Below are 18,038 nucleotides of genomic sequence, written 5' to 3' on the forward strand. Positions count from 1 at the left end.
TCAGTCGCCCTCGCGCAGGACCGCGGCGATGCGTGCCCCTGAAATCGCTGAGCTGCCGCCCGGATCGAGCGCGCCGAAATCAGCATCCGAGACGCCGGTCGCGGCGCCCAGCAACTGGAGATAGCGTTCGCGGCTGATCTCCACCGCGCCGAAGCGCGCGAGGTGCCCGGTCATGAACTGGCAGTCGAGCAGCCGGAAGCCGCCGACGCGCAGCCGCGCCACCAGATGCGCGAGCGCCGCCTTCGAGGCGTCGGTGCGGCGGCTGAACATGCTTTCGCCGAAGAACGCGCCGCCGATCCTGACGCCGTATAGGCCGCCGACGAGCGTCCCCGCCTCCCAGCACTCGACGCTGTGCGCGTGGCCGATGCGGTGGAGGAACGTGTAGGCTTCGCGGATCTGCCGGTTGATCCACGTGTCGGCGCGGTCCGGCGCGGGCTCGGCGCAGGCGTCGATCACCGCGTCGAAGGCGCGGTCGACGCTGTGGATGAAACGCTCCTGCTTCAGCGTTTTGGCAAGGCTCCGCGACAGGTGGAAGTCTTCGAGCGGCAGGATGGCGCGCTCACGCGGCTCCACCCAGAACACGTCCTCGGCGTCGCGGCTTTCCGCCATCGGGAAGATGCCGATCGAATAGGCCCGGAGCAGCAGCTCCGGGTCGAGCGCCGCGCCGCGCTTCTGCCGCGAGCTCACGCGAGCGCCACGCGCGCGCCGGCGTAGCGGACGAGCCGTCCGGCGAGTTCGAGTTCGAGAAGCACGGTCTGCACCACGGCGGGCGGCTCGCCCGACAGGCGCACGAGTTCGTCGATAGCGACCGGCGTCAGGCTGAGCAGGGCGGTCACGGCATCGCGCGCGCTGTCGTCGGCATCCGTGGGAGGAGGGGCCGTAAAGCGGCTGCCGCTTGTGCCCAGCCGTGCGGCACCGAACGGCGCGATCGTCTCGGCGATGTCGGCGGCGGATTGGACGAGCGTCGCACCATCGCGGATCAACTGGTTGCAGCCCTGCGCGCGCGGATCGAGCGGGAAGCCGGGTACGGCCATCACCTCGCGGCCCTGTTCGCCCGCGAAACGCGCGGTGATGAGCGAGCCGGAGCGCGGCGCCGCCTCGACGACGACGATGCCTGCCGAAAGCCCGGAGATCAGCCGGTTGCGGCGGGGGAAGTGGCGCGCCTGCGGCTCGGTGCCGAAAGGCTGTTCGGCGACCACGAGGCCGCGTTCGTAGAGCGCGGCGTAAAGCTCTCCGTTCTCGGGCGGGTACACGTTGTCGATGCCGCCCGCGATCACGCCGATCGTGCCGCCTGAAAGCGCGCCCGCGTGCGCCGCGGCGTCGATGCCGCGCGCGAGGCCCGAGACGACGACGATGTCCGCTGTGGCAAGATCGGCGGCAAGACCGCGCGCGAACCGGATCGCCGCCGCAGACGCATTGCGCGCGCCGACGATGCCCACGGTGCGGCGGTGCGCGAGCGCGATGTCGCCGCGCACGGTGAGCGCGGGCGGTGCGTCCTCGATCTCGGCGAGGCGCGGCGGATAATTGGCGTCGCCGAGGAACACGAGGCGCGCGCCTACCGCCTCGACGGCCTCCATCTCGCGCCGGACGGCGCCCGCTTCGGCGATCCGGACGTCACGGCGGCCGCCACGCCGCGCGAGGTCCGGCAGCACATCGAGCGCCGCCGACGCGCTGCCGTAGCGGGCGGTGAGCTGCCGATAGCTGATCGGCCCGACGTTCTCGCTGCGAATCAGCCGCAGCTTCGCGATGCGTTCGGTGTCGCTGCCCGGCCGGTCAGCCATTCGGATCGGGCGTGCTCGTGCGCCCGCCGATCTTGCCCTCGGTGCCTGCGCGCAGCCGCGCGATGTTCTCGTCGTGCTTCGCGATCACCAGCACCGCCATGCCCGCGAACAGCAGCGTGGCATCCCAGCGCCCGGCGAGCGCGGGCGCAAGCGGGGTGAGCGTTACCGCCATCAGCCCGGCGAGCGAGGAATAACGTGTCACGGCCGCCACCAGCAGCCAGACGGCGGCGAAGACAAGGCCCGCGGGCGGATGGATGGCGAGCGCGATGCCGAGCATCGTGGCGACGCCCTTGCCGCCGCGGAACAGCAGCCACACCGGGAACAGGTGGCCGATGAATGCGCCCATGCCGCCGAGGATGTCGCCGCCGTGCGCGAAGGTCTGCCCGAGCCAGACGGCGAGCGCGCCCTTGCCTGCATCGAGCAGCAGCGTCAGCGCCGCGAGGCTCTTGCCGCCGGTGCGCAGCACGTTGGTGGTGCCGATATTGCCCGATCCCAGACGGCGGATGTCGCCCATCCCGGCGAGCCGGGTGACGATGAGGCCGAAGGGAATCGCGCCCAGCAGATAGCCGACGGCGAACCAAGTCCACGGGTTTGCCAGAAGGGGCGTGTCGTCGAACATCGGCGCGGAACCTAGACCGAAGCCGCAGCGTTCGAAAGCCCCCTTCGTGAGGCCGCGCGAAGGCATCGCCAAAGCCGCTGCGACAGCCTAGAAGACCCCGCATGACCGACCGTCTCCAGATCGCTTTCGCGCAGCTCAACCAGACGATGGGCGACCTTCGCGGCAACGCCGACGCCATGCTCGCCGCGCGCGCGAAGCAGCCGGCGGACCTTGTCGTCACCTGCGAACTCTCGCTGATCGGCTATCCGCCCGAAGACCTCGTGCTGAAGCCCTCGCTGGTGCGCGCGGCGGAGGCGGAGCTTCAGCGCATGGCGGAAGCGACCGGAGACGGCGGCCCCGCCATGCTCGTCGGCAGCGTGCTTGCCGAGGACGGCAAGCTCCACAACGCGATGGCGCTGCTCGACGGCGGCAAGATCGCCGCATGGACGCGCAAGCACGAGCTTCCGAATTACGGCGTGTTCGACGAGAAGCGTGTGTTCGCGCCCGGCCCCTTGCCGGGGCCGCTGGCGTTTCGCGGCGTGCGGCTCGGCGTGCCGATCTGCGAGGACATCTGGTTCCCGGACGTGTGCGAGTGTCTCGCCGAAACGGGTGCCGAGATTCTGCTCGTTCCGAACGGCAGCCCTTATGAGCTGGACAAGGACGACAAGCGGCTGTCGCTCGCCGCGATGCGCGTCGCTGAAACCGGCCTGCCGCTCGCCTACCTCAACCGCGTCGGCGGGCAGGACGAGATCGTCTTCGACGGCGCCAGCTTCGTGATGAACGCCGACCGCCGCATCGCCGTGCAGCTCCCGGACTGGGAGGAGCGCGTCACGCTGACCACGTGGGTCCGCACCGCGCAGGGCTGGGTGTGCGAGGAAGGACACAAGCACCGCCTCGACCCGTACCCGGAGGACATCTACCACGCGATGCAGATCGGCCTTGCCGATTACGTGAACCGCAACCGCTTCCCCGGCGTCGTGCTCGGGCTTTCAGGTGGCATCGATTCGGCGCTGTCGGCGGCGGTGGCGGTGGATGCGCTGGGGGCCGACCGCGTGTGGTGCGTGATGATGTCATCGCGCTTCACGTCCGAGGACAGTCTCGACGATGCCGCCGAGTGCGCGCGGATGCTCGGCTGCCGCCTCGACACGATTCCCATCGAGCCTGCCGTCGAGGCCTTCGACGCGATGCTCGCGCCGGTGTTCGAAGGCAAGGCGCGCGACATCACCGAGGAGAACATCCAGTCGCGCATCCGCGGCCTCACGCTGATGGCGCTTTCCAACAAGTTCGGCCACATGCTGCTCACCACCGGCAACAAGTCGGAGATGTCGGTGGGCTACGCCACCATCTACGGTGACATGGCGGGCGGCTATTCGGTGCTGAAGGACGCCTACAAGACGACCGTGTTCGCGCTCTCGCGCTGGCGGAACGCGAATCGTCCCAAGCTCGCGCTCGGACCCGACGGCCCCGTGATGCCCGAGCGCGTCATCACCAAGCCGCCGACCGCCGAGCTTCGCGAGAACCAGAAGGACCAGGATCTGCTGCCGCCCTACGAGGTGCTCGATCCCATCCTCACCGGGCTCGTCGAGGAGGAGCTTTCGGTGGCGGAGATCGTCGCGCGCGGTTTCGACCGCGAGACTGTCGCCCGCATCGAGCGCCTGCTCTACGTCGCCGAATACAAGCGCCGCCAGTCGCCGCCGGGCGTCAAGATCGGCGTGCGCAACTTCGGGCGCGACCGCCGCTATCCGATCACCAACGCGTTCCGGACCTCATGACCGTCACGACCCGTTTCGCCCCGTCGCCGACAGGCTATCTCCATGTCGGCAATGTCCGCACCGCGCTCCACAACTGGCTGTTCGCGCGGAAGCACGGCGGGCGTTTCCTGCTGCGCCTCGACGACACGGACACAGAGCGCTCGCGCGCGGAATATGCCGACGCGATCCGCGCCGATCTCGCATGGCTCGGGCTCGTGCCCGATGCCGAATACCGCCAGTCCGACCGGCTTGCCCGCTACGATGAGCAGTTCGGAAAGCTGGTCGCGGACGGGCGCATCTACCCGTGCTTCGAGACCGCCGAGGAGCTTGAGGTGCGCCGTAAGATCCAGCTCTCGCGCGGCCTGCCGCCCGTCTACGACCGCGCGGCGCTGAAGCTGACGGCAGACGAGATCGCCGCGCGGCAGGCGGCGGGCGAGCGGCCGCACTGGCGATTCCGGCTGGAGACGGGCGCGCCCGTCCGGTGGCACGACCTGATCCGCGGCGAATCGCATATTGATCCGGCCTCGCTCAGCGATCCCGTCGTGCGCCGCGCCGACGGCTCCTACCTCTATATGCTGCCTTCGGTGATCGACGACATCGACATGGGCGTGACGCATGTCATCCGCGGCGAGGACCACGTCACCAATTCGGGCGTGCAGATCCAGATGTTCGAGGCGCTGGGCGCGAAGCCGCCGGCGTTCGCGCACGAGGCGCTGATCACCGGCACGGAAGGCGCGCTGTCGAAGCGGCTCGGCTCGGCGGGCATGGCGCATTTCCGCGAGGCGGGCATCGAGCCGGTCGCCATCGCCGCACTGCTCGCGCGTCTCGGCACGTCGGATTCGGTCGAGCTGGTGACAAGCCTCGACCCGCTCGTCGAACATTTCGATTTCGGGCACTTCGGCCGCTCCGCCGCGCGTTTCGACGAGGCGGACCTGCGCCAGCTGAACGCCCGCATCCTGCATCATCTCGCCTATCCCGCCGTGGCGGACCGCCTGCCGCCCGGCATGGACGCCGCAGCGTGGGAGGTGCTGCGCCCGAACCTCGAAACCGTCGCGGACGCCGCCGACTGGTGGCGTGTCGTCGAAGGCCCGGTGGCCGCCTCGTCCGAAGATGCCGACTATCTCGCGCTTGCGGCGGACACGCTCGAATCGCTGCCGTGGGAGCCGGGTGTCTGGTCGGCGCTCACCGCCGCGCTCAAGGCCGCGACCGGCCGCAAGGGCAAGGAGCTGTTCCTGCCGCTGCGCCGCGCGCTGACGGCCCGCGACCACGGCCCGGAAATGGCGGGACTGCTGCTGCTCATCGGTCGCGAGCGGGCGCTCGCACGCCTGCGGGCGCGCTGATGCACTGGCGCTTTTCCCCGTGCGTCCCTATCTGCTCTCCGGCATGAGCATCACCGGCATTTTCGGACGCATCCGCGCGCGGATCGCCGCCATCGAGCGGCGGCAGTGGGTCATCGGCGGCCTGTCCGTGCTGATGACCTTCATCGTCATGTTCACGTTCCTGATCGAGAACCGCTACGGCTATCTGAAGCCGGACCCGATCATCGCCTATTTCAAGAACTGGGAGGACGGCCGCTCGCGCGCCGATGCACTCGCCGAGCAGGAGGAAGAGGAGCGGCTGATGCAGGAGCAGGCGGACGCTGTCGCCGCGCAGCTCGACATCAACGCGGGCGAGGCTGCGCCTGTTGCCACGGAGCCGGGACCGGCAAGCGAATGAGCGAGGCGGCGCGGTTGATGGATGCCGCCATCCGCCTGTCGCGCCGCGGCCTCGGCCGCACTGCGCCCAATCCCAATGTCGGCTGCCTTGTCGTGCGCGACGGTATCGTCGTCGCGCGCGGCTGGACGCAGCCGGGCGGCCGCCCCCATGCCGAAGCGGCCGCGCTGGAGGCTGCGGGCGAGGGCGCGCGCGGCGCCGCGCTTTACGTCAGCCTCGAGCCCTGCGCGCATGTCAGCGCGCGCGGCCCGGCCTGCGCCGATCTCATTGCCGCTTCGGGCGTCGCGGCCGTTCATATCGCCGTGCCCGATCCCGATCCGCGCACGGCGGGGCAGGGCGCCGCGCGCCTGCGCGACGCGGGCATCGCCGTCACGGTCGGCACCGGCGAAGCGGCGGCGCGCGACGCGATGGCGGGGTTCTTCTCGCGCATGGAACGCGGCCGCCCGCGCATCACGCTGAAGCTCGCCATGTCGATCGACGGGCGCGTGTCGATGCCGGGCGGCGAGAGCCGGTGGATCACCGGGCCGGAGGCGCGCGCACACGTGCATCTCCAGCGCGCGCTTGCGGACGTGATCGTCGTCGGGCGCGGCACGCTGGAAGCGGACGATCCCTCGCTCGACGTGCGCCTGCCGGGGCTCGCGGATCGCAGCCCGCGCCCCGCCGTGCTCAGCGCGACGCTCGACGCGATTCCGTCATCCGCGAAATTCGCGGAGCGCGATCCGCTGCTGCTCGCATCGACCGACGAACTTTGCGAAGTTATCGTGAACGACGTGTTTGTCGAGGGCGGCCCGGCGACGGCAAGTACACTCCTTGCCGCCGATCTCGTCGACAGGATTCTCGTCTACCGCGCGCCGATCGTCATCGGCGACGGCGCGCCGGGCGCCGGGCGCATCGGGCTCGAACGGCTGGCGGACGCGCACGGCCGCTGGCGGATCACCGGTTCGCGCACGCTTGGCAACGACCGACTCGAAGTCTACGAGCGGACGCGTTAGAGGGAGCGCCATGTTCACGGGCATCATCACCGACATCGGCACCGTCACCAAAGTGGAAACGCGCGGCGACACGCGCCTCACCATCGCCTGCGGCTACGACATGGCGGGCGTCGACATGGGCGCCTCCATCGCCTGTTCGGGCGTCTGCCTCACCGTGGTGGACAAGGGCGCGGACTGGTTCGCCGTCGACGTTTCCGCCGAAACGCTCTCGAAGACCGCGGCGGCGCGCTGGCGGGACGGCGCGCGGCTCAACCTCGAACGTGCGCTCAAGGTGGGGGACGAACTCGGCGGGCACATCGTCACCGGCCATGTCGATGCCGTCGGCCGCATCGAATCGGTGGAGGCGGTCGGCGACAGCCACGTGTTCCGCATCCATGCGCCGAAGAGTGTCGCCGCGTATCTCGCGCCCAAGGGGTCCGTCGCGCTCGACGGCGTCTCGCTCACCGTCAACACGGTCGAGGACACGGCGGACGGCGTCGTCCTCGCGTTCAACCTCATCCCGCACAGCGCCGCGCACACCACGTTCGGCGGCGCGAAGGCGGGCGACGGCGTGAACATCGAGATCGACGTGCTGGCGCGCTACATCGGGCGGATGCGGGACCTCGCGGCCTGAACATCGCCCTGTGAAAATTCGCAATTGCGATCACATTAGGGTGTGATACGACATACGACATGAGCCAGCTTCTGATTGAAACGATTCGCGGCCTCGTCGGCAAGGGCGAACTCTCCCGCTCCGGGCTTGCGCGCGCCGCCGGCCTTCACGCCAACACGCTCCGCGACATCGATCTGCCGGACTGGAACCCGACCGCCGAGACGCTCCGCAAGCTGGAGCTGTACATGGCGTCGAACAGCGACCGCCCCGCGCTCGTCCCGATCGAGGAGATCATCGAGGAGGCGCGCAACGGCCGCATGTTCATCCTCGTCGACGACGAGGACCGCGAGAACGAAGGCGACCTCATCATCCCCGCGCAGATGGCGACGCCGGACGCGATCAACTTCATGGCGACGCACGGCCGCGGCCTCATCTGCCTTGCAATGACGAAGGCGCGCGTCGACCAGCTCGGCCTCGGCCTGATGAGCCGCCAGAACGGCACGCGGCACGAGACGGCGTTCACCGTCTCGATCGAGGCGAAGCAGGGCGTCACCACCGGCATCTCGGCCGCGGACCGTGCGCGCACGGTCGCCGTCGCCATCGATTCCGCGCGCGGCCCCGACGACATCGTGACGCCGGGCCACGTCTTCCCGCTCGTCGCGCGCGACGGCGGCGTGCTCGTGCGCACCGGCCATACCGAGGCGGCGGTCGACGTCGCGCGTCTCGCCGGGCTCAACCCCGCGGGCGTGATCTGCGAGATCATGAAGGACGACGGCACGATGGCGCGCATGGACGACCTCGTCCCCTTCGCGCGGCTGCACGGCCTCAAGATGGGCACGATCCGCGATCTCATCGCCTATCGCCGCCGCCACGATCATCTCGTCGAATGCGTCGCGCAGGCGCCGTTCACATCGGACTACGGCGGCGACTGGCGCGTGCTTTCCTACCGGAACAGGATCGACGGGTCGGTCAACGTCGTGCTCCAGAAGGGCAAGGTGGACCCGGACGAGCCGACGCTGGTGCGTATGCACGGGCTTTCGATCTTCTCCGACGTGCTCGGCCAGCCCGGCCCGCGCAAGCGCATCCTGCAGCGCTCGATGGAGGAGATCGGCCGCGCCGGCGCGGGCGTGATCGTTCTGCTGATCGCACCGGAAGCGAGCAGCCTGACGCGCGAGATCGCCGGGGAAAGCCACGAGATGGATCTTCGCGCCTACGGTATCGGCGCGCAGATTCTTGCCGATCTCGGCATCCACGACATGGTCCTGCTCACCAATTCGCACCGCAACATCGTCGCCATCGAAGGCTACGGCATCAACGTCGTCGGCGAACGGCCCATTCCCACCAACTGACATCACGGAAAGGCCGGCCATGGCACGCGTCCTCATCGTCGAAGCCCGTTTCTACGCGCACCTCAACGACATGCTGCTCGCGGGCACGCGCGCCGCGATCGAGGCGGCGGGGCACAGTCACGAGACGATCACCGTTCCCGGCGCGCTCGAGATTCCGGGCGCTATCGCGCTCGCGGCGGAATCGGGGCGCTATGACGCGTTCGTCGGCATCGGTGTCGTCATTCGCGGCGAGACCTACCATTTCGAGATCGTGGCGGGCGAAAGCGCGCGCGGCCTGATGGCGCTGACGATGGACGGGCTCGCCGTGGGCAACGGCATCCTCACCGTCGAGAACGAGGCGCAGGCGCTCGTCCGCGCCGATCCGAAGCAGAAGGACAAGGGCGGCGAGGCGGCCAAGGCCGCGCTCGCGCTCCTCGACCTCAAGAGCCGTTTCGGCTGACGCCTCTTTGGCGCTTGGGTTTCACGCGGCGCGGCTCTACATAGCGCGCCATGTCCTCCCCCAAGACGCCCTCCGCCAAGACGAAAACCGGGCGACCATCCCGCGCGACAGCGCGTCTCGCCGCCGTTCAGGCATTGTATCAGCGCGAAATGTCGGGCGATACGCTGCCCAAGCTGCTGCGCGAATTCCATGAACACCGCCTCGGCCGCACGATCGAAGGCGCAGACTTCGCGCCCGCCGACGCCGACTTCTTCGACGATCTCGTGTCGGGGGTCGCCATGCGCGAGGCGGAGATCGACGAACGCATCGCCGGCGCGCTCGCCGAAGGCTGGACGCTCGACCGCCTCGACCGGCCGATGCGCCAGATCCTGCGCTGCGGCGTCTACGAGCTCATCGCCCGCCTCGACGTGCCGCGCGCCGCCGCGATCAGCGAATATGTCGATGTCGCGAAGGCGTTCTACGAGGCGCGCGAGGCCGGTTTCGTGAACGGCCTGCTCGACCGCATCGCGAAGGACGTGCGCGAGTAGAGATGCCGTGCGTCCCTCGACTTCGAGGGACGCACCCGAAGCTGGAGCACCAATGCGCGAAGGCGAGATCATCGAGCGGCTGCTGCGTCCGATCGCGACGCACCCGGCCGCGCGCGGGCTTGCCGACGATGCCGCCGTCTGGTCGCCGCCGATGGGGCGGGAACTGGTGCTCACCCACGACGTGATCGCCGAAGGCGTCCACTATCTCGGCACGGACGATCCCTCCGACATCGCGTGGAAGCTTGTCGCGGTGAATCTCTCCGATCTTGCCGCCAAGGGCGCGGAACCCGCGGGCGTGCTGATCGGCCTCGGCCTCGCGCGCGCCGACGACGCCTGGCTCGAACGCTTCGCGGCGGGCCTCGCCCGCGTGCTTTCGGAGCATCGGACTGCGCTGTTCGGCGGCGACACCACGACCGGCGCGGCGTCCGCGGTTCTCGGTTGCACGGCGATCGGGCACGTGCCGCGCGGCCAGTCGCTTTCGCGCACGGGGGCGAGGCCGGGGGACGACCTGTACGTCACCGGCACCGTCGGCGATGCAGGGCTCGGCCTCGCCATCGCGCGCGGCAAAGCCCCTGCCGATGCCGCGCTGCTGCGCCGTTACCGCTTGCCCGTGCCGCGGCTTGCGGTGGGGCGCGGTCTCGCGGATGCGGGCGCGCACGCGGCGATGGACGTGTCGGACGGCCTACTCATCGACGCGGCGCGCATGGCGAAGGCGTCGGGCGTCCGCATCGAGGTCTCGCTTGCCGACGTGCCGCTTTCCGATGCCGCCGCCGCGCGCCTTGCGCCGGGCGATGCGGGCCGCCTCGCCGCCGCGACATCGGGCGACGACTACGAACTGCTGATCGCTGCGCCGCCGGAGCGCCGCGACGCGCTCTTAACGCTTTCAGAAGGCGCGCGGCTTAGGCTCACGCGCGTCGGCCGCGTGCAGGCGGGCGAGGGGTTTTCGGTGATCGGCGGGGACGGTGCGCCCGTGCCGGTGCCGCGTCTGGGGTATGAGCATGGGGCGTGAAGCGTGGCAGGTGAGGTGGGCGCTGCTTGCAGGTCTCGCCGGCGCGCTGCTCGGCGTGCTCGCCACCGCGACCGTGCTCGGCGGCGAGCGCTTTCGGCGGCAGACGGCGGAGGCGTCGGATGTCGCCTATGTTCCCGTCCAGCGCATGACGCTGCCGGTCATGGGTGCGGGCGGGCCGCAGGGCTATGTCGTCGTCGAGTTCGCGCTCGAGGTGCCGCGCGCCCGCCGCGCGTGGGTCCGCGAGCGGGTGCCGGAGGTCCGTCACGCGGTGAATGCGGCGGCGTGGCGATCGGGTCTTGCGGCGGCAAGCGACGACCGCTTCGACATCGACGGGATGCGCGCGGTGCTCCTCGTGGCGGCGCAGTCCGCGCTCGGCCCCGGAAACATCCGGCAGGTCCGCATCCTCACGGCGGTTCCCGTTTGATCCTCGGCGCTTGCCTGTTTGATTTCCATTTGCAATGCTCGCCCCCGACATAGAGTCAAACTTGGGGAAACACGCCTTCCTGCCCGGCAAGGGTGGGCAAGGCGAGCAGCAGGGGTTCGTTCATGGACGTTGTTGTCGTCGCCATTTTGTGCGGCCTCGCGGCCGTGCTTTACGGCATTGTCACCACGAAGAGCGTAACAAGCGCCTCGCCGGGCAATGCGAAAATGCAGGAGATCGCGGGCGCCATCCAGGAGGGTGCGGGCGCCTATCTCGGCCGCCAGTATCGCACCATCGCCGTCGTCGGCGTCGTCGTTGCGGCGCTCGTCGCCTATTTTCTCGGAATCACTTCGGCCATCGGCTTCGTGCTGGGTGCCGTGCTCTCGGGCCTCACCGGCTTCATCGGCATGAACATCTCGGTGCGCGCCAACGTGCGCACGGCGGAGGCTGCGCGCGCCGGGCTCCAGCAGGGCCTCACGATGGCGTTCCGCGCGGGCGCGGTGACGGGCCTTCTCGTCGCAGGCCTCGCGCTTCTCGCGATCGCGGGCTTCTTCTACTACCTCGTCACCATCGCCGGTAACGCGGCGGACAGCCGCCTCGTCATCGACGCGCTCGTGGCGCTCGCCTTCGGCGCCTCGCTGATCTCGATCTTCGCGCGTCTCGGCGGCGGCATCTTCACCAAGGCCGCGGACGTCGGCGCCGACCTCGTCGGCAAGGTCGAGGCGGGCATCCCCGAGGACGATCCCCGCAACCCGGCGGTGATCGCGGACAACGTCGGCGACAACGTCGGCGACTGCGCGGGCATGGCGGCCGACCTGTTCGAAACCTATGTCGTCACCGTCGGCGCCACGATGGTGCTGACGGCGCTGCTCGTCACCGGCATCACCGCGCCGCAGCTCTACGGCCTCATGGGCCTGCCGCTCATCATCGGCGGCGTGTGCATCATCACCTCGATCATCGGCACGTTCTTCGTCCGCCTCGGCAGCTCGCAGAACATCATGGGCGCGATGTACAAGGGCTTCGCGGTCTCCGCGATTCTTGCCATCCCGGCGCTCTGGTACGTCACCGGGCTTGCGCTCGGCGGCATGGAAACGGAGATCGGCGGCCTCACCGGGCGCGCGCTCTTCTACTGCATGCTGATCGGCCTTGCCGTCACCGGCCTCATCGTCTGGATCACCGAGTATTACACCGGCACCAACTACCGCCCGGTGCGCTCGATCGCGAAGGCGTCGGAAACCGGCCACGGCACCAACGTCATCCAGGGGCTTGCCATCAGCCTCGAGGCGACCGCGCTGCCCACGCTCGTCATCTGCGCGGGTATGCTCGGCAGCTTCGCGCTCGCCGGCTACATCGGCATCGCCTTTGCGGCGACGGCGATGCTGGCGCTCGCGGGCATGGTCGTGGCGCTCGACGCCTACGGTCCGGTCACCGACAACGCGGGCGGCATCGCCGAAATGGCCGGCCTCGAAAGCGACGTGCGCCACCGCACCGATGCGCTCGATGCGGTGGGCAACACCACCAAGGCGGTCACGAAGGGCTATGCCATCGGCTCGGCCGGCCTTGCCGCGCTGGTGCTGTTCGGCGCCTACACGGCCGATCTCGCCACCTTCTTCGGAGACGTGCAGGTCGATTTCGCCCTGTCCAACCCCTACGTGGTGGTCGGGCTTCTGCTCGGCGCGCTGCTGCCGTACCTGTTCGGCGCGATGGGCATGACCGCCGTCGGCCGCGCGGCGGGCGACGTGGTCAAGGACGTGCGCGACCAGTTCGCCACCAACAAGGGCATCATGGAGGGCACCAGCCGTCCGGACTATGCCCGCACGGTGGACCTCGTCACCAAGGCGGCGATCAAGGAGATGATCATCCCCTCGCTGCTGCCGGTGCTGGCGCCGATCGTCGTCTACTTCGTCATCACCGCCATCGCGGGTCAGGCGCAGGGCTTCGCGGCGCTCGGCGCGCTGCTCCTCGGCGTGATCGTGTCGGGCCTGTTCGTGGCGCTCTCGATGACCTCGGGCGGCGGCGCGTGGGACAACGCCAAGAAGTACATCGAGGACGGCCACCACGGCGGCAAGGGCTCCGAAGCCCACAAGGCCGCCGTGACCGGCGACACCGTGGGCGATCCGTACAAGGATACGGCGGGCCCGGCGGTGAACCCGATGATCAAGATCACCAACATCGTGGCGCTGCTCCTCCTCGCGAGTCTCGCCGCGCACTGATCCCGCGTCAGCGCGGAACGGAAAAACCCCGCCGGAGCGATCCGGCGGGGTTCTTTTTTGTGCCCTTGGACGGGAAGGAAGCCTTACTGGTCCCGGCTCGGTCCTGGGCTCACGGCGCCGACCGCGCCGATATTGCCGAAGATGTCCGAGAAGAATCCCGAGTCGCGGCCGTAGACCGGCGTCTTGTCGCCGGACGGCATCACCTGAACGATCTGGTCGAGCGTCTGGTCGCGATTGACGGCGGTGACGTTGCCGGCGCTGTCGAAGGTGATCTTCAGCATGTCCTGCGCGGTCGGCTTCGACGGCAGGAAGGCGAGCTGGCTCGTCGTGCGGGCGAGGTAGTACCAGCTGTTCTCGTCCCACTTGGAAACGAAGGTCGGGCGGCCGAGCGTCCTTTCGACGGAAGCGCGGTTGTCGACGCCCGGCGAGATCGCGGCGATCAGCTCCTGATCGGCGAGGAAACCCTGCCGGTCGGTGATCCGCGTGCACGCGCCCAGCGCGACGACGATCGCAAGCGTTCCGACAACCCGTTTCACCGACATGGACACTCCTGACCCTGGCCTGAACCTGATGCGCGGCGCGCATTGACCTCGCGGCCCCGCCACTCAATATGCGTGTTGCCGCGGCCCCGCAAGCTGGAGCCGCGCCTCTTTCGCTAGCGCGCACGGGATGAAACGGGACTGAACCATGCTGAAATGGCTGCAAAGGCGGAGCAGCGCGACGGATGGGGACGCGCGCGCGGCGGAACTCTACGACGAGGTCGTCAGGGTTGCGCGCCGCCCGGACTGGTACGTGGAAGGCGGCGTGCCGGACAGCATCGACGGCCGCTTCGACATGGTCGTGCTGGCGCTCTCGCTGCTGCTCGTCCGGCTCGAACGCGACGACGCCGATCCGCGCGCCCGCGCGCTCTTCAGCCTGCTCGTCGAGCGCTTCGCGGCCGACATGGACGGCAGCTTCCGCGAGATCGGCATCGGCGACATGGTGATCGGCAAGCACATGGGCCGCGCCATGCAGGCGCTCGGCGGACGGCTCGGCAGCTATCGCGACGCCCTTGCCGCGGATGCCGACCCGGCGTTGCTGCGCGCGGCGCTCGCCCGCAACGTGCTGCGCGGCGAGGACGTCGCCGGGGACCGGCTCGACCGGCTGGAACGGAGCGTGCGCGACGAATGGGCGCGCGCCGCCGCCCGGCCGCTCGCGGAGATCACGGGATGAGCGAGTTCGTGCGGATGCTGGCGCTCGACGAGATCGGCGCGGGTGTCGAACGCCGCATCGCGGCGAACGCGGAGGAGCGTGCGGCGCTCGCCGCACGCTTCGACCTCAGGGCGCTGGGTCGGCTGGAGGCGGTGCTGACGGCGACGCCGGCGCCCGGCGGCGTGCGCGTGGCGGGGCGGGTCGAGGCGGAGGCGGTGCAGGCCTGCGTCATCTCGGGCGAGGACGTTCCGGCGCGAATCGACGAGCCGGTCGACCTCCTGTTCCTGCACGACGTCGGACAGGGCGGCGAGGAGGTTGAACTTCACGAAGTTGACTGCGACGTGCTGCCCATCGAGGGGCGAAGTATAGACCTTGGCGAGGCTGCGGCGCAGAGCCTCGGCCTCGCGCTCGACCCGTATCCGCGCGCGGGCGCCGAGGCGCTCGCCGCGGCGCGCAGGCGGCTGCTCAGCGAAGAGGCGGCGGCCGAGCGCGAAGCCGCCGAAAAGGCGCGTGCGAACCCGTTCGCGGTGCTGAAGCGCAACGGCTGAAAAGGAGTGCAAGACCGGGAAGCTTCGGCTCCCCGGTCTTGCGTGAGATCAGAGACTGGGACTCTGGTGCGGGCGAGAGCCGTTGCCCGCATGGCCCGCATTGCAAGCCGCGTGCCAGCGGGGACCCCGCGCTCCTTCAGCGAACGCCGCCAACCCCTTGAATGGTTAATGAAAAAGGGCGCCCGAACGGACGCCCTTCAAACTGTAAGCCGTGCCGACACCCGCGCCGGATCAGAACGGCACGTCGTCGTCGAGATCGTCGTCGAAGCTCGGCCGGCTGCCCTGACGCGAGCCGCCGCTGCTGCCGCCACCGCCGCTGCCGCCGCCCGATCCGCCACCGCCGAAGTTGCCGCCGCCGCCACCGCCGCCGCCTTCACCGCGGCTGTCGAGCAGCGTCAGCTCGCCGCGGAAGCGCTGGAGCACGACCTCGGTCGTGTAGCGGTCCTGCCCGGACTGGTCCTGCCACTTGCGGGTCTGGAGCTGGCCCTCGACGTAGACCTTGCTGCCCTTCTTCAGATACTGCTCGGCGACGCGCGCGAGGTTCTCGTTGAAGATCACGACGTTGTGCCACTCGGTCTTCTCGCGGCGCTCGCCGCTCGCCTTGTCCGTCCAGTTCTCGGAGGTGGCGATGCGCATGTTCACGACCTTGCCGCCGCTGCCCATCGTGCGCACTTCCGGGTCGGCGCCGAGGTTGCCGATCAATATGACCTTGTTGACGCTGCCCGCCATGCTTTTCCCTTGTCGTGGGGATCAGCCGATGAGTGCCCGGCTGATCCAGTAAGTGATCCCAGCCATGACATAGGCAAGTGCGAACAGGTACGCAAACATGAACAGCGGCCACTTCCATCCGTTCGTTTCGCGCTTCACCACGGCGAGCGTGGAGATGCACTGCGGGGCGAACACCACCCACGCGAGGAAGGCGAGCGCGGTCGGCAGCGGCCATGCCGTGCGCAGCCGCTCGACGAGGCTTTCCTGCAAGGCATCCTCGTCGTCGGCCTGAAGGCTGTAGATGGTGCCGAGCGCCGCCACGGAAACCTCGCGCGCGGCGAGCGTCGGCAGCATGGTCATGCTGATCTCGTGGTTGAAGCCGATCGGCGAGAACACGACCTCGAGCGCGCTGCCGATGCGCCCGGCGATCGAATATTCGATCGGCGATTCGTCCGAGCCTTCGGGGGGCACCGGGTAGCTCGCGAACGCCCAGAGCAGGATCGTGGAGGCGAGGATGATGCCGCCCGCGCGCTTCATGAACACGAGGCCGCGCTGCCACAGGCCGATCAGAAGGTCGCGCAGGATCGGCCACTGGTACTTGGGCATCTCCATCATGAAGCCGCTGCCCGCGCCGCGCGTCACCGTGCGCCGCAGCACCAGCGCCGCCACCATCGCGCCGACGATGCCGAAGACGTAGAGGCCGAAGAGCACGAGGCCCTGAAGGTTCGCGAAGCCGACCTGCCGGTCCGGGATGAAGGCGGCGATCATCACGGCATAGACCGGGAGCCGCGCCGAGCACGTCATCAGCGGGGCGATGAGGATGGTCGTCAGCCGGTCCTTCGGATCGTCGATGCTGCGCGTCGCCATGATGCCGGGAATCGCGCAGGCGAAGGAGGAGAGCAGGGGGATGAAGGCGCGGCCGTTGAGGCCGACATAGGCCATCAGCCGGTCCATCAGGAACGCCGCGCGCGTCATGTAGCCCGATTGTTCGAGGGTGAGGATGAACGCGAACAGGATGAGGATCTGCGGCAGGAACACCACCACGCCGCCGACGCCCGCGAGCACGCCGTCCACGATCATCGAGCGGAACCAGCCTTCGGGAAGGGCCCCGCCCGCGATTTCCTGAAGCGCGGCGATGCCGTCCTCGATCCATGTCATCGGCGCTTCGGCCCACGCGAACACGGCCTGGAACATGATGAACAGCAGCGCCGCGAGGATCACGGGTCCGAAGACGGGATGGAGGGCGATGTTGTCGATGCGGCGCGTTGCGGCCCCGGCGCCGCCGGAGTGCGTCGTCACGCTGTCCGCGATGCGCTGCGCTTCGTGCTGGAGCGCGCGGATGTCTGCCCCCGGCCCGGCAGGCACCGCCTCGCGCATCAGCATCGAAAGCGTTTCCTGCCCCAGCTCGACAAGCCCGCGCCGCCGCACCGCGACCGTGGGCACGACCGGCACGCCGAGGAGCTGCGAAAGCCTCGCCACGTCGATCTTCGTGCCGTCGCGGTCGGCAAGGTCGATCATGTTGAGCGCGACGACCATCGGACGCCCGAGCCGCGCCAGCTCCAGCACGAAGCGCAGGTGGTTGCGCAGGTTCGTGGCGTCGACGACGCAGATGATCGCATCGGGCCCCCGCTCGATGCCGTGCTCGCCCATCAGCACGTCGCGCGTGACCTGCTCGTCGGGAGAGTGGGGGCTGAGGCTGTAGGTGCCGGGCAGATCGACGATCTCGATATGCGAGCCGTCGGGAAGCTGCATGGCGCCGACCTTGCGCTCCACGGTGACGCCCGGATAGTTGCCGACCTTCTGCCGGGCGCCGGTCAGCGCGTTGAACAGCGATGTCTTGCCGGCGTTCGGGTTGCCGACCAGCGCCACCCTCGGCGCAGCGGTCACTGCGTTCATTCGGCGGCCTCGGCCCGCACCCCGGTTGCCGGTATGGGAAAGACCTCGAGAAGCCGCGTCGCGGCCTTGCGCAGGGCGATGACATTGCTGCCGACGCGCAGCGCGATGGGGCAGCCGCCGATCAGGCCGCGGTGCAGCACCTCGATCTCGACGCCCTCGTCGAAGCCCATCTCGCGCAGACGCAGCGCCTCAGCCGCGTTTGTGCCGGTTTCCCTGATCTTCACGACGCTGGCGGTCTGCCCGGTCTTGAGGTCCTCGATCCGCATGAACACTCTGATCTGCCCGTACTTTTGCGAGCGATTATCATGTT

At 69.3% G+C, this 18,038-nt stretch carries 20 protein-coding genes; 13 read left to right on the forward strand and 7 right to left on the reverse strand.

The features are described 5' to 3' along the window. From aat to plsY, 3 genes are read right to left on the reverse strand one after another with little or no spacing between them, the layout of a single operon-like run. Positions 1 to 687 carry a leucyl/phenylalanyl-tRNA--protein transferase gene (gene aat, locus PE061_RS12440; RefSeq protein ID WP_271255599.1) on the reverse strand — a complete coding sequence of 229 codons (687 nt, stop codon included), beginning with the start codon at positions 685 to 687 and terminating at the stop codon, positions 1 to 3. Then, complete coding sequence (gene dprA, locus PE061_RS12445; protein ID WP_271255600.1) at positions 684 to 1,781, reverse strand: DNA-processing protein DprA; 1,098 nt, start codon at positions 1,779 to 1,781, stop codon at positions 684 to 686. The genes aat and dprA overlap by 4 nt, the downstream gene beginning before the upstream one ends. Continuing rightward, positions 1,774 to 2,400, reverse strand: a complete 627-nt coding sequence (gene plsY / locus PE061_RS12450; RefSeq protein ID WP_271255601.1) for a glycerol-3-phosphate 1-O-acyltransferase PlsY — start codon at positions 2,398 to 2,400, stop codon at positions 1,774 to 1,776. Before plsY ends, dprA begins: the two co-directional genes overlap by 8 nt. A 101-nt stretch (positions 2,401 to 2,501) precedes the next feature. On the opposite strand from plsY, the gene PE061_RS12455 reads away from it, so the two are divergent. From PE061_RS12455 to PE061_RS12505, 11 genes are all read left to right on the forward strand, one after another. Beyond that, on the forward strand, positions 2,502 to 4,151 hold the full coding sequence (locus PE061_RS12455; protein ID WP_271255602.1) for an NAD+ synthase: 1,650 nt from the start codon (positions 2,502 to 2,504) through the stop codon (positions 4,149 to 4,151). Beyond that, a complete protein-coding gene (gltX, locus tag PE061_RS12460; RefSeq protein ID WP_271255603.1) occupies positions 4,148 to 5,470 on the forward strand; it encodes a glutamate--tRNA ligase in 1,323 nt (440 codons plus the stop codon). Before PE061_RS12455 ends, gltX begins: the two co-directional genes overlap by 4 nt. Before the next feature lie 19 nt (positions 5,471 to 5,489). Continuing rightward, positions 5,490 to 5,846, forward strand: a complete 357-nt coding sequence (locus PE061_RS12465) for a hypothetical protein (protein WP_271255604.1) — start codon at positions 5,490 to 5,492, stop codon at positions 5,844 to 5,846. Continuing rightward, positions 5,843 to 6,835 (forward strand): bifunctional diaminohydroxyphosphoribosylaminopyrimidine deaminase/5-amino-6-(5-phosphoribosylamino)uracil reductase RibD, encoded by a 993-nt coding sequence (ribD, locus tag PE061_RS12470; RefSeq protein WP_271255605.1) that lies wholly within the window; start codon positions 5,843 to 5,845, stop codon positions 6,833 to 6,835. The genes PE061_RS12465 and ribD overlap by 4 nt, the downstream gene beginning before the upstream one ends. A 10-nt stretch (positions 6,836 to 6,845) precedes the next feature. Further along, positions 6,846 to 7,448, forward strand: a complete 603-nt coding sequence (locus PE061_RS12475) for a riboflavin synthase (RefSeq protein WP_271255606.1) — start codon at positions 6,846 to 6,848, stop codon at positions 7,446 to 7,448. 59 nt (positions 7,449 to 7,507) lie between these two features. Continuing rightward, the gene (gene ribB / locus PE061_RS12480; protein ID WP_271255607.1) at positions 7,508 to 8,776 is read left to right on the forward strand and encodes a 3,4-dihydroxy-2-butanone-4-phosphate synthase; all 1,269 of its coding nucleotides are present in this window, start codon (positions 7,508 to 7,510) and stop codon (positions 8,774 to 8,776) included. Between the two features lie 19 nt (positions 8,777 to 8,795). Further along, positions 8,796 to 9,215: a 6,7-dimethyl-8-ribityllumazine synthase gene (ribH, locus tag PE061_RS12485; protein ID WP_271255608.1), complete on the forward strand. Its 420-nt coding sequence runs from the start codon at positions 8,796 to 8,798 to the stop codon at positions 9,213 to 9,215. Between the two features lie 50 nt (positions 9,216 to 9,265). Then, positions 9,266 to 9,742 (forward strand): transcription antitermination factor NusB, encoded by a 477-nt coding sequence (nusB, locus tag PE061_RS12490; RefSeq protein WP_271255609.1) that lies wholly within the window; start codon positions 9,266 to 9,268, stop codon positions 9,740 to 9,742. 52 nt (positions 9,743 to 9,794) lie between these two features. Continuing rightward, a complete protein-coding gene (thiL, locus tag PE061_RS12495) occupies positions 9,795 to 10,751 on the forward strand; it encodes a thiamine-phosphate kinase (protein ID WP_271255610.1) in 957 nt (318 codons plus the stop codon). Beyond that, a complete protein-coding gene (locus PE061_RS12500) occupies positions 10,741 to 11,175 on the forward strand; it encodes a hypothetical protein (RefSeq protein WP_271255611.1) in 435 nt (144 codons plus the stop codon). Before thiL ends, PE061_RS12500 begins: the two co-directional genes overlap by 11 nt. A 122-nt stretch (positions 11,176 to 11,297) precedes the next feature. Further along, on the forward strand, positions 11,298 to 13,385 hold the full coding sequence (locus tag PE061_RS12505) for a sodium-translocating pyrophosphatase (RefSeq protein ID WP_271255612.1): 2,088 nt from the start codon (positions 11,298 to 11,300) through the stop codon (positions 13,383 to 13,385). An 83-nt stretch (positions 13,386 to 13,468) separates the two neighbouring features. Here the strand turns inward: PE061_RS12505 and PE061_RS12510 are convergent, their stop codons facing one another. Beyond that, on the reverse strand, positions 13,469 to 13,921 hold the full coding sequence (locus tag PE061_RS12510) for an outer membrane protein assembly factor BamE (protein WP_420794300.1): 453 nt from the start codon (positions 13,919 to 13,921) through the stop codon (positions 13,469 to 13,471). Positions 13,922 to 14,072: 151 nt separating this feature from the next. Between PE061_RS12510 and PE061_RS12515 the strand changes: the two genes are divergently transcribed. After that, positions 14,073 to 14,597 (forward strand): ubiquinol-cytochrome C chaperone family protein, encoded by a 525-nt coding sequence (locus tag PE061_RS12515; protein WP_271255614.1) that lies wholly within the window; start codon positions 14,073 to 14,075, stop codon positions 14,595 to 14,597. Continuing rightward, positions 14,594 to 15,124 (forward strand): YceD family protein, encoded by a 531-nt coding sequence (locus tag PE061_RS12520; protein ID WP_271255615.1) that lies wholly within the window; start codon positions 14,594 to 14,596, stop codon positions 15,122 to 15,124. The genes PE061_RS12515 and PE061_RS12520 overlap by 4 nt, the downstream gene beginning before the upstream one ends. A 231-nt stretch (positions 15,125 to 15,355) precedes the next feature. On the opposite strand, the gene ssb is transcribed toward PE061_RS12520, so the two are convergent. The 3 genes from ssb to PE061_RS12535 are packed head-to-tail and all read right to left on the reverse strand — an operon-like array spanning position 15,356 to position 17,994. Further along, positions 15,356 to 15,853 carry a single-stranded DNA-binding protein gene (gene ssb, locus PE061_RS12525; protein WP_271255616.1) on the reverse strand — a complete coding sequence of 166 codons (498 nt, stop codon included), beginning with the start codon at positions 15,851 to 15,853 and terminating at the stop codon, positions 15,356 to 15,358. A gap of 21 nt (positions 15,854 to 15,874) precedes the next feature. Continuing rightward, positions 15,875 to 17,728: a ferrous iron transporter B gene (gene feoB / locus PE061_RS12530; protein WP_420794301.1), complete on the reverse strand. Its 1,854-nt coding sequence runs from the start codon at positions 17,726 to 17,728 to the stop codon at positions 15,875 to 15,877. After that, the gene (locus tag PE061_RS12535; RefSeq protein WP_271255617.1) at positions 17,725 to 17,994 is read right to left on the reverse strand and encodes a FeoA family protein; all 270 of its coding nucleotides are present in this window, start codon (positions 17,992 to 17,994) and stop codon (positions 17,725 to 17,727) included. Before PE061_RS12535 ends, feoB begins: the two co-directional genes overlap by 4 nt. Between the last annotated feature and the right edge of the window lie 44 nt (positions 17,995 to 18,038).

Source organism: Sphingosinicella microcystinivorans (assembly GCF_027941835.1).
Classification (GTDB): Bacteria; Pseudomonadota; Alphaproteobacteria; order Sphingomonadales; family Sphingomonadaceae; genus Sphingosinicella.

What these genes read in the sequence shown, in the direction of transcription:
- dprA (WP_271255600.1), bottom strand. Translation starts at nt 1,781, where the DNA reads ATGGCTGACCGGCCGGGCAGCGACACCGAACGCATCGCGAAGCTGCGG.
- plsY (WP_271255601.1), bottom strand. Translation starts at nt 2,400, where the DNA reads ATGTTCGACGACACGCCCCTTCTGGCAAACCCGTGGACTTGGTTCGCC.
- PE061_RS12455 (WP_271255602.1), top strand. Translation starts at nt 2,502, where the DNA reads ATGACCGACCGTCTCCAGATCGCTTTCGCGCAGCTCAACCAGACGATG.
- gltX (WP_271255603.1), top strand. Translation starts at nt 4,148, where the DNA reads ATGACCGTCACGACCCGTTTCGCCCCGTCGCCGACAGGCTATCTCCAT.
- ribD (WP_271255605.1), top strand. Translation starts at nt 5,843, where the DNA reads ATGAGCGAGGCGGCGCGGTTGATGGATGCCGCCATCCGCCTGTCGCGC.
- PE061_RS12475 (WP_271255606.1), top strand. Translation starts at nt 6,846, where the DNA reads ATGTTCACGGGCATCATCACCGACATCGGCACCGTCACCAAAGTGGAA.
- ribB (WP_271255607.1), top strand. Translation starts at nt 7,508, where the DNA reads ATGAGCCAGCTTCTGATTGAAACGATTCGCGGCCTCGTCGGCAAGGGC.
- ribH (WP_271255608.1), top strand. Translation starts at nt 8,796, where the DNA reads ATGGCACGCGTCCTCATCGTCGAAGCCCGTTTCTACGCGCACCTCAAC.
- nusB (WP_271255609.1), top strand. Translation starts at nt 9,266, where the DNA reads ATGTCCTCCCCCAAGACGCCCTCCGCCAAGACGAAAACCGGGCGACCA.
- thiL (WP_271255610.1), top strand. Translation starts at nt 9,795, where the DNA reads ATGCGCGAAGGCGAGATCATCGAGCGGCTGCTGCGTCCGATCGCGACG.
- PE061_RS12500 (WP_271255611.1), top strand. Translation starts at nt 10,741, where the DNA reads ATGGGGCGTGAAGCGTGGCAGGTGAGGTGGGCGCTGCTTGCAGGTCTC.
- PE061_RS12505 (WP_271255612.1), top strand. Translation starts at nt 11,298, where the DNA reads ATGGACGTTGTTGTCGTCGCCATTTTGTGCGGCCTCGCGGCCGTGCTT.
- PE061_RS12515 (WP_271255614.1), top strand. Translation starts at nt 14,073, where the DNA reads ATGCTGAAATGGCTGCAAAGGCGGAGCAGCGCGACGGATGGGGACGCG.
- PE061_RS12520 (WP_271255615.1), top strand. Translation starts at nt 14,594, where the DNA reads ATGAGCGAGTTCGTGCGGATGCTGGCGCTCGACGAGATCGGCGCGGGT.
- ssb (WP_271255616.1), bottom strand. Translation starts at nt 15,853, where the DNA reads ATGGCGGGCAGCGTCAACAAGGTCATATTGATCGGCAACCTCGGCGCC.
- feoB (WP_420794301.1), bottom strand. Translation starts at nt 17,728, where the DNA reads ATGAACGCAGTGACCGCTGCGCCGAGGGTGGCGCTGGTCGGCAACCCG.
- PE061_RS12535 (WP_271255617.1), bottom strand. Translation starts at nt 17,994, where the DNA reads ATGCGGATCGAGGACCTCAAGACCGGGCAGACCGCCAGCGTCGTGAAG.